The organism is Sorangium sp. So ce131, from assembly GCF_051519095.1.
Taxonomy (GTDB): Bacteria; Myxococcota_A; Polyangia; order Polyangiales; family Polyangiaceae; genus Sorangium.
Genome location: NZ_CP150455.1, coordinates 10,101,777 through 10,116,750, shown reverse-complemented (window position 1 = coordinate 10,116,750; position 14,974 = coordinate 10,101,777). Strand labels below are relative to the sequence as shown.

Below are 14,974 nucleotides of genomic sequence, written 5' to 3'. Positions count from 1 at the left end.
CGATGCCGGCATGTCGTCTTCTCGCACATCCACCCTCCTCGCCGCCGCTGGTGTTCTCCTCGCCCTCTCCGCCTGCGGCTCCGACGAACCCGTCAACCCGGTCGACACAGGCAACGGAGGGGCAGGCGGAGCCCCGACGGGCGAGGGCGGCTCCGGCGGCTCCGGCGGAGGCGGCGCCCCGGCGGCCCGGTGCGCGGAGCCGACCCCGGTGGCGTGTGAGGACGACGTCTTCCAGCAGATGGGCTTGCAGGACACGGTCTCGTCCGGCGAGGTGAGCAGCGCGGCGGACGGCGACGGCTTCCGCTCCTCCATCGACGCCAGCGCGGGCGGCGCGTTCGCGGACGACGAGCCCTACGTCTATGCGCGGTTCACCGACGGCGGCCTCGAGAAGGTCGAGATCTCCGACGAGCAGTCGCTCACCTCGATGGACTGGGACATCGCGTTCCGGCGCTACCTCGTGCGCATCAACAGCGGTCATTCGGGGCCGTCCTGCGTCGCGGCGGCGCGGCTCGCGGGCACGCCGGACTACGACGCGCTCACCGCCGTCCCCGACAACGCGCGGTTCCGCAACGACGAGTACTTCACCGAAAGCTGCGAGCTCATCACGGACGGCTCCGGGCTGAACGGCCCTGCCACGGCGCTCTCCGGCTACTGGGATTATTCGATGTGCCTGGCGATGAGCGGGACCGTGTACATCCTCGCGCTCGCCGACGATCGGAAGCTCAAGTTGACCGTCACGCACTACTACGACGAGGAGAACCAGGCGGAGTGCAACGAGACAGGGATGGTCTCGGACACGGCCTCCGCGGCTCACTTCCAGGTCCGGTGGGCCTTCCTCCCGTGACCCGCCGCCTGGTCGGGGCGTCGCGCCGCGGCTTTGCCCGCGCCGCGGCTTTGCTCGCGCTCGCGCCGGTGCTCGCCGCGTGCGGCGCTGACGGCGGGGCCGCCGGGCCGCTGGACGGACCGGCCGCCGCGCCGCTCGACCGGCCGGACTCGCGCGGCACCGACCTGCAATACCGCTTCGACGCGGACGACGTGGTCGAGACGTTCGCGTCGGCCTCCGGGGGCTTCCTGGTCCACTTCGCGCGCGAGGGGCGCAACGCGGTGCCCGGCGCCGACGCGGACGCCACGGGCGTCCCCGATTTCGTGGAGGAGGTCGCCGCCGTCTACGACGAGGTGCTCCTCCATTACCGTGACGTCCTCGGCTTCCGGCCGCCGCGGAGCGACGAGGATCTCACCGACAACGGGGGAGACGGCCGCTTCGACGTCTATCTCGTCGATTTCGCCGGCATCGGCGACGGGGTGTTCCGCATCGACGCCTGCGCCGCGGACAACGCGGATCAGTGCGCCGGCTTCATGACCCAGGAGAACGACTACAGCGGTTACGGCTACCCGTCGACGCTGACCGCGAACCGGATCCTCGGGAGCCACGAGTTTTTTCATGCCGTGCAGGCGGCCTATGATCACGGTCAGGATACGGTGATCCAGGAGGGGACCGCGGTGTGGGCGACCGAGTCGTTCGATCCCTCGCTGCGGGACTTCGAGGGGTTCGTCGACGGGTATCTCGGGAGCACCGACCGCTCGCTCGACGTGCCTCAGGCCGGCCCGGTCGACCCGTTCAGCTACGGGAGCGCCCTCTTCTTCCAGTTCCTCGAGGAGCGTTACGGTGACGGCACCGTCCGTTCGCTCTGGGAGCGCGTCGAGGACGGCGCGGGCGGCGAGGCGGATCCGGTGTGGTTCGAGCAGCTCGATCCGCTGCTCGCGTCGCGCGCGCAGGCGACGTTCGCCGACGCGTTCGTGGAGTTCGCCACCTGGAACCTGCTGACCGGCTCCTTCGCCGATCCCGAGCGCTCCTACGCCGCGGGCGACGGCTACAAGGGCCTCCACGTCGAGGAGGTCGCCTTGCCCCACGCCGGCCGGCTCCGCCTTTTCCACGCGTCAGCGCAGTACTTCCGTGTCCGGCCCGGCGGCCGCGCGGCGATGACGGCGGCGCTCGCGGCGCCCCCGGGTGATCCCGCGCAGCACGACGGCCTCGCCCTGCTGCTCGCCGCGCGCCGGCGCGGCGGCGTCTACGGCGAGGTCGTGCGCGCCGCCGACGTCGCCGCGGGCGCGGCGGTGGTCGACACGGAGGGCGCCGAGGATCTGGTCGTGATCGCGGTGAACGCCTTGCAAGCGGGCGATTCGCGGAAGCCGACGTTGTGTATCGGAACGGCGGAGGAGGTCGCGTCGTGCCGGGCCGACGTGGAGGGCGGCGGAGGCGGCGGCGGCGTCGGAGGGGAGGGCGGCGCTGGTGGCGCCGGCAGCGGCAGCGGCGGCGAGGCGCCGATCGAGGCAGGGCCGAGCGGAGACGGTGGCGGCTGCGGCTGCCGCGTCGGTTCGCCCGCTGCGACGGCGGGGAGCTACGCGGCGGCGGGCGCTTCGCTGCTCGTGCTGGCGCTGCGCCGGCGCCGGCGCGCCGGCGGAGGCGCTCAGCCCAAGGGGAGGCGACCTTCGGTCGTGTGACGCTGTCTTCCGCGGCGTGCGCCGCCTGCTCGGCGCCAGCGCATCAGCGCGGCCAGCCCGACCGCCCCCGCGACCGCGTAATGGGCGCTCCGCCGCTCGCCTGACCCGCTGCCGGCGGCCGCGCACGTGCAGCCGGCCTGCTCGTCTTCCTCGTCTCCGCTCCCGCCCTCGCCCTCCGGCGGCGGCGGAGGTGGCGGCGGCGGCTCGTCTCCGAGCACCTCCCTCAGCGCGGCGACCGGGTCGACGATCCCGTATCCGAAGATGGGATCGTGCCCGTTCTCATCGGGCAGGGCGTAGGGCGCCGCCCGCGCGGTGCGGGTCAGGATGTCATAGAGCTCGACCGCGGTTCGCTCGGGCGCCGCGCTGACGAGCAATCCCGCGATGCCGGCGGCGACCGGGCACGCCGACGAGGTGCCTCCGAAGAGCGACGTGTAATCGGTCGGGTCGTCTCCCTCGCTGCCTGCGATGTCGGTGGTCAGCGTCCCCGCCGGCGCGACGAGATCGAGGGAGTTCCCGTGGTTCGTGAAGGCGGTCTCTTCCTCCAGGTGGTTGACGGCGCCCACGTTGAGGACGCCGCGCACCGCCTGGATCTCGTCGTCCCCGATCTCCCGGTCGTCGTTGCCGGCGGCGAAGAGGACGAGCGCCCCCTTGCCGTCGCGTCCGGCGTCGAACAGCCGGTTGATGGCGTTCTCGACCACCCTGGGCACCGGCATCGGCTCGGCGTATCCCCAGCTGTTCGACACGACGGAGGCGTTCACTTCCAGCGCGAAGTCAAATGCCTCGACCGTCATGGAGAGCGGCTGCGGCTCGTCGTCGAGCAGCCGCACGCACCGCACCCTGCATGCCGGGCAGCCGCCTGCGATCCCCTCTCCGTTGTTGGTCTCCGCAGCCACGAGCCCTGCGCAGGCCGTCCCGTGGTTCACGCTCGTCTCGCCGGGAGTATAGGTCGGTTCGTCGTCTCCATCGATGACGTCCCGCCCCGGATCCATCTTTGCCACGAGATCCGGGTGATCGAGGTCGCACCCGTTGTCGATCACCACAATGGATGTCGCCGGGTCCCCCAGCGTGCGTCCCCACGCCTCTTCCATCCTGAGGTCGTCGAAGTACCACTGTCCCGGCAGCCGCGGATCGTCCGGCGTGAACGGCTGTCCGAACGCCTTGAGCCGCACATAAAAATCCGGCATCACCTCTCGAAGTCCGGCCGTGCGCGCCGCGCTCAGGCGCTGGGCGAGGTCGAGCCCATCCCCCCCGCCCGAGTCCTTGACGAGCCAGCTCCCGATCGAGGGCATGAGCGGTCGCACCAGCTCGACCCCGGCCGCTGCCAGCGCGCCCTCCATGCCCGCCTCGATCTCGACGATCGCGGTCGTGCCCACGCTGGCCTCCACGACCTGTCCTCCCGGATAGTGGAGCCGCACCGGCGCGAGCGTCCGCCCCGACGCATCTCGCGCGCTACCCCTGAGCCGCTCGACCGCGACGCGCCGTCCCCCGTCCACGATCCACGCCCCTGTCTCCGCCGCCCCCGCGCTCGGCCAGGCGATGGCGTCCCTTGCCCCGCCGCCCCAGAGGAGCGCCGCCCCGACCACCCCCAGCCCCGTGCGTCTCATTGTGTTTCAGCCCTTGCCCCCAGCGCCGCATCATACCATGCTCCTGCGCAGCCCACCCTGCCTCCTTCTCCCGTCCACACCCTTGGCGCGAGCGCCGCCGGGTGGGCGCCCAGCACGGGCGTTGGGCTGCGGTGGTCGCGTCGCTCGCCAGCATCCTGAGCCGCGCCGTCGCCCTCGGGGATGAGGTGGGGGGCCAAGGTCGTTCACGAGGCGATCGGTCGGCTGCTCGGGCTGCCGCTGGCACCGGGGTGGGGCGTCAGGAGTTGCTTCTGGCCTTGTAGCCACTCCGGATAGACGGCGTACACAGGCTCGTCGATGGCCTTGATGCGTCCCGTGTCGGCGACGCCCGCCGATCGCGAGCCAGACCCCGGCGCCGCGCTCGGACGGCGAGCGCCGCGCGCTCGACCGGCGCGCGGCCGAGGTGGCATTCCAGCTGCATCGCATACGGCGCGCGCTCCCGACGTGAATTTTTACCACAAACGGCAGGGAGGTTGTTGCGATCCGACAACACCATGGCCGTCCGGCAACCTCACTTCAGCACATTCGTCCAAGTGGGACCAACAACCCGCTGCAGCGGACGAGGCCGGCGCTGCGCACCGCCTTCGCCGCTGAGCGCGAACGTTGGGTGGGCTGGACACGGAGGTGAGCGGGCGGAGTGGGGTGCTCTGGCGGAGCGGGCAGGTGTAGAGCAATGGGCGCCTGGAGCGTCGGCGACGCGGAGCTTGACACGGGCGATCCTTCTGGCATCTCGTATCTCCGATGAATCAAGCACAACACCAGCGACTGGCGGAGCTGCAAAACCGCTTCTGCAGCTACGAACTGATCGATGCGCTCTACGGGCTCGGTGCCGTTCCCGCCGACGATGTCATGGGGCGGTACCGCGCCTGGTGGCGCAGGCTCCGGGGGGTCATCGGCGAGCACGAAGGACGCATCGATCGCTTCTGGTTGGAGACGTTCTTCCAGAGAAACAAGCTTCTCCCGCGTAAGTGGGCGGCGGCGCGGCTGGGGATGACCGAGCGGTCCTTCGAGGACGTTCTCGGGAGGCTGGATCTGGAAGGTGTGGTGACTCGGACCGAAGTAGAACCCCTCTCTGTCCTTGTCAACGAGCCTCAGATCCGCATCTTTCACGAATTGTTCGAAGCGACCCAAATGCGCATTTTTACGAGTCACGACGACCGATGCAGGCGGGTCCACGAGGCGATCCGAGCCGCGTATGACATCGAAGTAGAGGTCCTTCACGATGTGACGTCACAGGCGCTCGGGGAAGCACCACTGAAGATCGCATACGAGTTCGATGCAATCACCGGAGACCCGGTGAGCATGGCCTACGAGGTTTGGCTCGACCTCAAAAAGCCCATGAGTCTACGCCCTGACTGTTGCTCGCTCAAGTTGTATGTCGCCTCTCGCGACGAACTTCAGCCCTTGGCGTTTAGCGGTGTGGAGCCGCTTGAGCAGCGGTTCGGCGCAGTACTTGGCCGCCTCGGGGCGGCGGCATGAGCGCATACTTCTCGGCCGGTGTTGAGAACGTTTGCACAGTGCTCAAGGCTAAGGGTGAAAACCGATCGAGTTTCCCACGAAGTTGGCAGCTCGAGCATGGTCGCATAGGTGCCACTGAGTCCGTCCATAAATGGTTCGTTCGCTGCGTCAATGACCACTTGGGTGGCGACCTCGGGCATTGCCAGGTCGCGGACAGACTGGCAGTGTTCGTGGTCGTGCACTGGCGAAATGATGTTATCGCATACCTCAACTTTCAGGCGCTCGTAACGGTTGGGGGCACGCTTGAGGATTATTACCTCGATAGTTCTACCGAGGCTCAATACCTGCGGCTCGACTATGACATGAGTGCTCTCGGCGCAATGTTTCGTGAGCCGTTGCCGCACGTCCACATTCGTCCAGACGGCGAACCACGGTTCCCGATGATGTCAACCCCGAATGTTATCATAGATTTCTTCGATTTTATATATCGCAATTACTTCCATTCGGAGTGGATCGAGTGGGCCGAATCGCTGTGGCGAAAAGAAGCCGTTTTCCGCAAGCTCGATGTGGACGCGTTTGACCGGGTGAAGGAGGCGTTCGATCGTAGCCAGTATGACGAATTGAAGCGGTGGAGCAAGCCACTCGGATATATGAAGCGGGCATGGCGCGGGAAGAAGGACGAACTATGGCCGTACCTGCTGCCGGCCGACGAGCTTGCGCTGCTCTCGTACGAGCCCTGATGGGAGCGAAGGCCGGGCGGCCCAACGATGGTTTGCAGACGGACGGTGCCGCGAGGGAAGCGCGCGGCACCGTCCGTCTGCAAGCCGTGGCCGTTGGGTAGATTTCCGAATGAAGAAGCTTCCGCCCCGGCCGCCAGACAGAGTCGTTCTGCCCTGTTTGTACAAGGGGGGCGGTTGCCTCGAGGCGCCGCCGCATACGCGAGGCACCCCGAATGGGGGCTTGGCACATCGCGTTCGCTCGCGCACGGGCATCGACAGCCGCCCGCGCGCTCGTAGCGGATGCACGCAGCGACGCGACGGACCTGCCCGCGTACGGCGCGCGCCTCACGCGCAACTTCGACTACCGGCGCGAAGCCCTGCAAGTCTACCGCAGCGCGGTTGGGCCCGCGTTGGGCCACACCTCACGAGGACCGGGCCGACTGCATCTGGAACCTACCGCAATTTTTCTTCTTTCTACCGTTTTCTCCCCACCCCAGTCTTGCCGATTGGCCAGCGCCCGCCCGCGCCACGCCGGCGAGCGCGGCCCCCACCCGCCGGCGCGTTCGTCTGGGCACCCCCGCCCCGTCTAGTTCTTCTCCTGCCCCCGGATCACCATCGACGCGAGCAGATCCATCATCCGCGCGAGGTCATCCCGCACCGCCCCTCCGGGCACCCCCGCGAGCCGGTTCGCGACCCGCTCCATGACCTGCTCTCGGGCCCTCTCGAACCCCGGCGCCCGCTGGTCGTGCACCGCGCAGGACACCAGCTCTTGATCGAGCTGCCGCCAGAAGAACTTCCCGTCGCTGGTCGCGGCGCACGGCCTGCCCGTGAACCCGACCACGGTCTTCGCGCCCGCGTCCAGGAGCTTGTCGAAGAGGGGCCCGCTCGCCGTCTCGCAACAGCAGAAATAGAGCACGCGCCCGCGCGCCCAGAGCTCGAGCTCCTGGTCCGGGCTCTCGTGTGACAGCAAAATTCCATCAGGAGAGTCGTCGTCGACGACGCAGCTCGGCCTGCCGTGCGACGACACCACGATCGCCCGAAACGGGTTGCCCGCGCTCTCCGCGCGCGCAATCTGCCGGAGGATCCGCCGCCGCTCCGCGCTGGCGCGCCCGAACGTCACGATCGAGAACTGCTCTCCCAGCCGGCTGTAGAGCATTACGCGGCCAGCCGCGAACCAGGCGCTGTCCGTGTCGAAGGATGTATCAACGGAGAGTACCGGCAGACCAGTCATCTTACCTCCTTCGCCGAGCCCTTGCGCGCTTTCGCTCAAGCCGCGGAGAACGCGGCAGGATACATTAACAAGCGTAGGAGAATCCCTGCGACCGAAATCGTCGCCCGGCCGGATAGAATTTCGTCACGAGACACGCCTCGTCAGTCTCGTTCGCCGCTCGCCGCCCGCCGCCCGCCGCCCACCGCGCCTCTCGCCCGCAGCGTGGCCTCCGCCCCGCATTGCGCCTGGTTGCGTACACGCACCGCTCCCGTGGGTGGCGGCGGCGCCGCGGCTCAGGGCAAGGGCGCCGCAGCGCGCGTCTGCCCCAGGACGAGCTTGCGGGGCTCACCCTGCCTCAGCTCGCTCATGCGCGCCTGCATCGCCTCCCCGAGCTCCGCGCGCGCGCCGTCGTCGAGCAGCTTCTTCACCTTGGGGAACAGGTGCTCTTCCTCTTCCTTGTGGTGGTGCTCGAGCTGCTCGGCCAGGACGTGCAGCTTGGGCCCGAACTTCTCGTCCTTGGTGTCGATGGCCAGGAGGTCGGCCAGCACGCGCTTGAGCGACAGGTGCTCCTCGAGCGACTCGAGCAGGATGTCCTCCGTACGGCGGGCCCTGACTGCAGGGTAGAAGTGCTGCTCCTCGATGGTGATGTGGATGGCGAGGAGGTCGGCGGCCGTGGCGAACTGATCAGGCTCCACGGAAGAGGCCTTCTTCAGGCCGGAGAACTTATCTTCGAGCTCGCGGTGGTGGCGTTCGAGGAGGTCGATGGCGTCCATAGAACCGACTATTTAGCCGGCGCCGCCTCGCGAGCAAGGAAGGACGAGCTCACCGCCGCCCCGGAGCCGCTCGCGCTTCGCGTGCCGGGCGCGCCGGGCGCGCCGCGCTCATTCGGGCGCCCGGCGCCGCTGCGCGCTGCCCTCGATGAAGCGCGCCGCGAGCGCGGTCCAGCCCGTTTGATGGCTGGCCCCCACGCCGCGCCCGTCGTCGCCGTGGAAGTACTCGCTGAAGAGCACGAGGTCCCTCCAGTGCGGATCCGAGGCGAAGCGCGGATCCGGCCCGTGGCACGGCCGCGAGCCGTCCTCCCGCGGCAGGAACAGCGCGCCGAGGCGGCGCGACAGCTCGCCGGCCACCTCGTCGAGCGTCATGAACCGACCCGAGCCCGTGGGGCACTCCACGCGGAGTGTGTCCCCGTAGAAGTGGTGATACCGCTCGAGCGCCTCGACGAGGAGGAAATTCAGGGGAAACCATACGGGGCCGCGCCAGTTCGAGTTGCCACCGAAGAGCCCGGTATCCGAGTCTCCCGGCGTGTACGCGACCGTGTAGAGCTCCCCGTTCGCCCACAGCGAGTACGGGTGCTGCAGGTGATGGCGGCTGAGCGACCGCACGCCGTACGGCGAGAGGAGCTCCGACTCGTCGAGCACGTAGCGCAGCGCCCGCTCGAGCCGCTCCCGCGACGGCACCGCGAGCAGCCGGCGCCCCTGCCGGCCCTCGAGGTGCGCGATGTGGCGCGCGAGATCGCGGCGGTTCTCGAGGAACCAGAGCATCCGCTTCCGGAAGCCCGGGAGCCGGCTCAACGTGTCGTCCTCCAGGACCTCGACGGCGAACAGCGGGATCACGCCGACCATCGACCGCGTCCGGAGCGGCATGGCCCGGCCGTCGACGTTCAGGTGATCGTAGTAGAAGCCGTCCTGCTCGTCCCACAGGCCGGTGCCGCCGAACTCGTTCATGGCGTCCACGATGGCGATGAAGCGGCCGAAGAACTTGGTCGCCATGTCCTCGTACACCGGGTCGTCGTGCGCGAGCTCCAGCGCCATCGACAGCATGGTGCCGCAGAAGAACGCCATCCAGGCCGTCCCGTCGGCCTGCTCCAGCCGGCCGCCCGTCGGCAGCGCCCGCGAGCGGTCGAAGACGCCGATGTTGTCGAGCCCGAGGAAGCCGCCGGAGAAGAGGCTGTTGCCGTCCTCGTCCTTGCGGTTGACCCACCAGGTGAAGTTGAGCAAGAGCTTCTGGAACACCCGCTCGAGGAAGGCGCGATCGCGCTCGCCGCGGCGCGCCGCGATCTTGTACACGCGCCACGCCGCCCAGGCGTGCACCGGCGGATTGACGTCTCCGAACGCGAACTCGTACGCAGGCAGCTGCCCGTTCGGGTGCATGTACCACTCGCGCAGGAACAGCACCAGCTGGTCCTTCGTGAACGCCGGATCGATCCGGGCGAACGGGATCATGTGGAACGCGAGATCCCACGCCGCGTACCAGGGATATTCCCACTTGTCCGGCATCGAGATCACATCGCGGTTGTAGACGTGCCGCCACTCGGCGTTGCGCCCGTGTCGCCGCGACTCCGGCGGAAACAGCGGCGGGTCGCCCTCGATCCACTCACCGACGGCATAATGGTAGAACTGCTTCGACCAGAGCAGCCCGGCGTACGCCTGCCGCAGGACCGCGCGCTCCTCGGCGGAGGTGTTCTCCGGCGCGACGCTGTCGTGGAAGTCGTCCGCCTCGCGGAGGCGCGCGGCGAAGGTGGCGTCGAAGTCCGGGCCGAAGGGCGCCGCCGGGGCCTCCGCGTCGGCCACGAGCCGCAGCCGGAGCGTCACCTCGGCGCTCGGGGGCACGACGAGGCGGTAATGCGCCGCCGCCTTGGTGCCGCGCTTCGCGGGATTGACGGCGTCGCGCGCGCCGCGGATGAGGTAATCGTGGAAGGCGTCCTTCCGGTAGGGAGACCGCGACGCCACGCCGAAGAGCCGCTCGGCGTTGGTCTCGTTGTCGGTGAAGAGCAGCTCCGGCTCGCCCTCCGCGTAGAGCGTCATCTTGCCGAGCTGCTCGTGCTCCGCGGAGACGGCGCCGGGCGCGGTCTGCCAGAGCTCCGGCTTCGGGGCGTACCCCTCGCCGGATCGGTTCCAGGACCAGGTGTTGCGGAACCAGAGGGTCGGCAGCACGTCGAGCGGCGCGGCGACGTCGGCGCGGTTCTTGATGGTGATGCAGATCAGGATATCGTTCGGGGACGCCTTCGCGTACTCGACCTGGACGTCGAAGTACCGATCTTGGTCGAAGACGCCGGTGTCGGCGAGCTCGAACTCCGGCTGGTGCCGGCTGCGGCGGCGGTTCTCCTCGACGATCCACGCGTAGGGGAACTCGGATTGCGGGTACTTGTAGAGGCCCTTCAGGTACGAGTGCGTCGGGGTCGAGTCGACGTAGAAGTAACACTCCTTCACGTCCTCGCCGTGGTTGCCCTCGGGGCCGGTCAGGCCGAAGAGCCGCTCCTTCAGGATGGGGTCGCGGTGGTTCCAGAGGGCGATCGCGAAGCACAGCCGGGCCTTCGTGTCGCAGATGCCGAGCAGGCCGTCCTCTCCCCAGCGGTAAGCGCGGCTCCGGGCGTGGTCGTGAGGGAAGTAGTTCCAGCAGTCGCCGTACGCGGAGTAGTCCTCGCGCACGGTCCCCCACTGGCGCTCGGAGAGGTAGGGGCCCCAGCGCTTCCAGTACGTCTGGCGGTGCTCGTCCTGCTCCAGGCGGTCGTGCTCGATCGTGCGTCGCTGGTCGGGCATGGGAGCGAGAGGAGATCCAAATCGACCGGGAAATGCAAGGGGCACGTGGGGGTGGGCGGCCCCGCCGGGGGAGCGCGCCGGCGGGAGGGTCCGCGCTCGCCGGCGTGGCGCGGGGGGCGCTGGCGATCCGCCGAGGCGGGGGCGTGGGAGCTGAAGCTGGGGACACCGCCGGCATGTCTCCCTTCGGGCCTCGCTCGCTGGGACGTTATGGTGCGCGCCACACAAGGCGTGCCCGGGGTGTCGAGCCGGCTGGGACCTTGTGTTCTTCCGTGACGGAGAGGGGCGGGGACGGAAAGGCCGATGAGCTATTCGCGGCCCATCAGCCGCGCGCGAGCCGCTCGAACAAGGCGTCGATTTTCGCGGACGGCGCGAGCGCCGAATCGGACAGCGCCGCGTGCGCCCAATCGTGCCCTCCGTCCGCGTCGAACGCGTCGCCCAGCATGAAGACGAGATGCACGAAGCGGACGAGATCGCGCTCCGCTTCGAGGCCGTAGCGCTGTCCCTTCTCCAGCGCGGCCCGCACGGCGGTGGTGATCTCCGCGTCGCCGCCGCGCGCCTCGCACGCCCCCGGCCAGAGGCGCTTCACGCTATCGATGACGCGGCGCTCGAAGCGAGCCTCCAGCTCCCCGCCCAGCGCCTCCATCTGCGCGCCGCGAATCACGAGCATGGTTTCTTGTACAGAGCGACGCCGCGCAGCGCAAGGCTATGCGGGCGCACGCTCTCGATCCTCTCGGATCGACCCTGTGATACCATCGCGCTCATCGAGGGTCATGAGCGAGTCCCGTCGAAGCCCTTTCCCCGAGCCGACCGAGGTCGCGCCGCGGTTCGCGCAGGAGCCCAAGGTCCCGCGGCCCAAGCCCGATCTCCCGCCCTTCGCGCCGCCCTTGCCGGTGCCGTCCAAACCGGATCTCGAGCGGCTCCTGGCGCTCATCGAGCAAGAGGCCGAGGCGTTCAGCGCCGCGCCGCCGGTGGTGCCGGTCCAGCGCTGTTCGGAGGCGCGGGTGGTCGTGACCATCGCCATTCAGGAGGCGCCGCGCGTCGCCGTCGCGCTCGCCGCCGGGACGCTCACGCTCCACGCCGTCAATCGGACCCCGCCCGGCGGAGGGGTGCTCACCTGGAGGCCGGTCGCGCCGCAGGGCGCGATCGCGCTCCCGCCGCACGTGCACGGCGCGACCCTCACGCTCGCGCTCCAGCAGGCGGGCACCGAGACCGTCGAGATCCTGCATGCCTACCAGGGCATCACCGCGACCGACACGGCGATCGTCGACGTGGTCGCCGTGCGCATCCAGGAGGCGCCGGTCGCCGCGGTCCCGTGCCACACGCCGCCCGCCGCGGCGAACACGCTCACGCTGCACGCGCAGGGCGCGCCGGGCAACGGCGTCTATGCCTGGCGGATCACGGGCGCGGCCGCCCGGTTCCCGGGCGGCGCCAACCCCGGCAACGTCCATCAGATCACCATCGAGACCGTCCAGCCCGGCACGGTGACCGTCGATGTGGACTACCAGCTCGGCGGCTGCACGGCCCACGACACGATCCAGGTCCACGTCTGCGAGGTCCGGATCACGCAGGCGCCCGCGGCGTCGTTGACCCGTTATGCGCCCGGCCCGGCGCCGAGCACGCTCGTGCTCGACGCGGTGGGGACGCCGGGCGGCGGCGTCCACGCCTGGAGCATCGCGTCCGGCGTCGTCCAGTTCCAGGGCGGGGCGGACCCCGGCAACACCAATCAGATCACGGTCGCGACCGCGAACGTGGGCACGGTGCACGTCGACGTCCGCTACACGGTGGCCAATTGCACCGTCAGCGACACCATCACGATCGACGTCTGCGATGTGGCTTTGCGCGAGGCGCCCCAGACCGCGATCCTCCTGCCGCACCCCGGGGACGGGCCGGCGTCCGTCGTGCTCCACGCCGACGGCCGCCCCGCGCACGGCGTTTACGACTGGGTCTTGATGCACGGGGGCAGCGTACAATTCCAGGGTGGGCCGCCCGGCGACACCGCGACCGCCACCCTGGATCCGGTCGCGGCCGGCACCGCGCGTGTCCAGGTGGGATACACGGTCGGCACCGCGCGGGCGAGCGCGGAGGTCGACGTCCACGTCGTCGACGTCACGCTGCAGCAGGCGCCGGTCGCGGCGGTGCTCTGCCACGCACCCGGCGCGGGGGCGAACACCCTCCTGCTGAACGCGCAGGGGACGCCGGGCGGCGGTGTCTACCGCTGGACCATCGCCAACAGGGGCACACACCTCGATTTCCAGGGCGGCAATCCCGGCAATGCCGCCCAGGCCACCCTCGAGACGGTGGCGCCGGGGAGCTCGCGCGTGACCGTGGAATACACCTTCGCGGGCGTGACGGCCTCCGCGTCGGCGCTGGTCCACGTCGTCGAGGTGACCTTCGTGCAGGCCGGGCCGCTGGTGCTGGCGCACCAGGGCGGCCAGCCGCCGGACACGTCGCCTCTCCAGGCGGTGGGCAGGCCGGGCGGCGGTGTGTTCACCTGGCAGATCGCGCATCCCACCATCGCCGACTTCCAGGGCCACGCCAACCCTGGCAACAGCGCCAACATCACGCTGGAGAGCGTCGCCGGCGGCAGCACCACGGCGCAGGTGCACTATGCCGTTCATGGGGTGACGGCGACGGCCACCATGAATTGCCACGTCGTCTCCGTGTTCATCCAGGAGACCGTGGGCGGCGGCCCCAACCCGCAGACGCTGCTCCCCTTTCCCAACGTGGCGCCGGCGACATGCACCCTCACGGCGGTCGGCGCGCCCGCTGCGGGGACGTACGCGTGGACCGAGCTCAACGCGGGTATCGTCCGGTTCCAGGGCGGGGCGAACCCCGGCAACCAGGCCGCAATCCAGGTGGAGGGCGTCACGCGCGCGACGGGGAGCTTCCGGGTCGCGTACACGGCCATGGGGCGCACCGTGCGGGCCACCGCGCAGGTGGACGTGGTCCCGATGTGCTCGCAGATCCGCTGGACGCCGGCCGTCTTGCCGCCGGTCGCCGTCCGCGTCCCGATCCAGGCGCAGGCCGGCGGCGCCTGTCCGCACGAGGCGACCCGGCAGCGCCCCCACGGCGCGCCGGTCCTCGCCCACGTCCTGGGAAACGGCGTGGCCACGGCCCTTCCGGCGGTGCCGCACCACCACGGGCACCTCTGCGAGGATTGCTCGAACGCCCAGCAGGGCACCGTCTATCACTGGATCGAGCCCGACTTCGCCGGCAATGAGGCGGCGATCGACGCGCTGGAGCTGCGCAACCAGATCCAGGACTGCGTGGCCGTCCACTGGAACGCGTGGAACGCCGCGGTCGGCAGCAACGCCGTGAAGAACAACGCCGCCAACATCACCTTGAACAACCACATCGGGAACCAGGGCTGGCCGTGGCTCGCGAACATCCCGGTCAAGTTCTTCCGCGTGCCTCCCAATCCCGCGGCGTACGGACTGAAGAAGCCCAAGATGTTCGGTGTCCTGCGCGGGCAGGACAGCGCGGGCAACCCCGTGCGGCTCCGCGCGATCTCGGGCTCTTTCCCCGGAGGGGCAGGCGTCCAGCCCAACGGCTACTGGTCTCCGGCGCCCCCGGCGGCGACGACGATCCACAACGCCACACGCAACACGACCGCCTATCCCACGAACCCGCTGCAGAACATCGGCAACACGTTCGGTGAGTGCGCGGCGACCAAGCTCCTCAGCCACGCGCTGCACCTCGGCCTCACCATCGACTCGATGGCGGAGATCTGGGTGGGCGCCACGCGGAGCGCCCGGGTCGACGGCCAGTTCCAGGCCTCGTGCAACAACTGCCGGATCTACATCGGGCGGATGATCTGCGAGTTCGGCGGCAACCCGCGCGCGGACGCGTTCCCGTTCGTGCTGCCCAACCCCGATCCGGCGCCGGCGCCCATCAACCGCGGATTCTGAGCCAGCGAGACAGAGG

At 69.6% G+C, this 14,974-nt stretch carries 10 protein-coding genes; 5 read left to right on the top strand and 5 right to left on the bottom strand.

Translation table 11 applies throughout. From position 1 onward, the window contains the following. Positions 1-10: 10 nt before the first annotated feature. Both WMF43_RS36765 and WMF43_RS36760 read left to right on the top strand, forming a co-directional pair. Positions 11-844, top strand: a complete 834-nt coding sequence (locus WMF43_RS36765; RefSeq protein WP_437671990.1) for an HmuY family protein — start codon at positions 11-13, stop codon at positions 842-844. Beyond that, positions 841-2,502 carry an MXAN_6640 family putative metalloprotease gene (locus WMF43_RS36760; RefSeq protein ID WP_437671988.1) on the top strand — a complete coding sequence of 554 codons (1,662 nt, stop codon included), beginning with the start codon at positions 841-843 and terminating at the stop codon, positions 2,500-2,502. The genes WMF43_RS36765 and WMF43_RS36760 overlap by 4 nt, the downstream gene beginning before the upstream one ends. On the opposite strand, the gene WMF43_RS36755 is transcribed toward WMF43_RS36760, so the two are convergent. Then, positions 2,469-4,106: a S8 family peptidase gene (locus WMF43_RS36755; RefSeq protein WP_437671986.1), complete on the bottom strand. Its 1,638-nt coding sequence runs from the start codon at positions 4,104-4,106 to the stop codon at positions 2,469-2,471. The two genes, WMF43_RS36760 and WMF43_RS36755, sit on opposite strands and share 34 nt — an antisense overlap. 759 nt (positions 4,107-4,865) lie before the next feature. Here WMF43_RS36755 and WMF43_RS36750 point away from each other — a divergent pair. Next, positions 4,866-5,603 carry a hypothetical protein gene (locus WMF43_RS36750; RefSeq protein WP_437671984.1) on the top strand — a complete coding sequence of 246 codons (738 nt, stop codon included), beginning with the start codon at positions 4,866-4,868 and terminating at the stop codon, positions 5,601-5,603. Beyond that, on the top strand, positions 5,600-6,322 hold the full coding sequence (locus tag WMF43_RS36745) for a hypothetical protein (RefSeq protein WP_437671982.1): 723 nt from the start codon (positions 5,600-5,602) through the stop codon (positions 6,320-6,322). Before WMF43_RS36750 ends, WMF43_RS36745 begins: the two co-directional genes overlap by 4 nt. 565 nt (positions 6,323-6,887) lie before the next feature. Here the strand turns inward: WMF43_RS36745 and WMF43_RS36740 are convergent. The 4 genes from WMF43_RS36740 to WMF43_RS36725 form a co-directional block, all read right to left on the bottom strand. Then, positions 6,888-7,532: a hypothetical protein gene (locus tag WMF43_RS36740; RefSeq protein ID WP_437671980.1), complete on the bottom strand. Its 645-nt coding sequence runs from the start codon at positions 7,530-7,532 to the stop codon at positions 6,888-6,890. 272 nt (positions 7,533-7,804) lie between these two features. After that, positions 7,805-8,284 (bottom strand): hemerythrin domain-containing protein, encoded by a 480-nt coding sequence (locus WMF43_RS36735; protein WP_437671978.1) that lies wholly within the window; start codon positions 8,282-8,284, stop codon positions 7,805-7,807. Positions 8,285-8,392: 108 nt separating this feature from the next. Beyond that, positions 8,393-11,050 carry an MGH1-like glycoside hydrolase domain-containing protein gene (locus WMF43_RS36730; protein ID WP_437671976.1) on the bottom strand — a complete coding sequence of 886 codons (2,658 nt, stop codon included), beginning with the start codon at positions 11,048-11,050 and terminating at the stop codon, positions 8,393-8,395. Between the two features lie 319 nt (positions 11,051-11,369). Beyond that, entirely contained in the window at positions 11,370-11,717 is a 348-nt protein-coding gene (locus tag WMF43_RS36725; RefSeq protein ID WP_437671974.1) for a hypothetical protein, read from the bottom strand. 103 nt (positions 11,718-11,820) lie between these two features. Between WMF43_RS36725 and WMF43_RS36720 the strand changes: the two genes are divergently transcribed. Then, positions 11,821-14,958, top strand: a complete 3,138-nt coding sequence (locus WMF43_RS36720; RefSeq protein WP_437671972.1) for a hypothetical protein — start codon at positions 11,821-11,823, stop codon at positions 14,956-14,958. Positions 14,959-14,974: the final 16 nt, after the last annotated feature.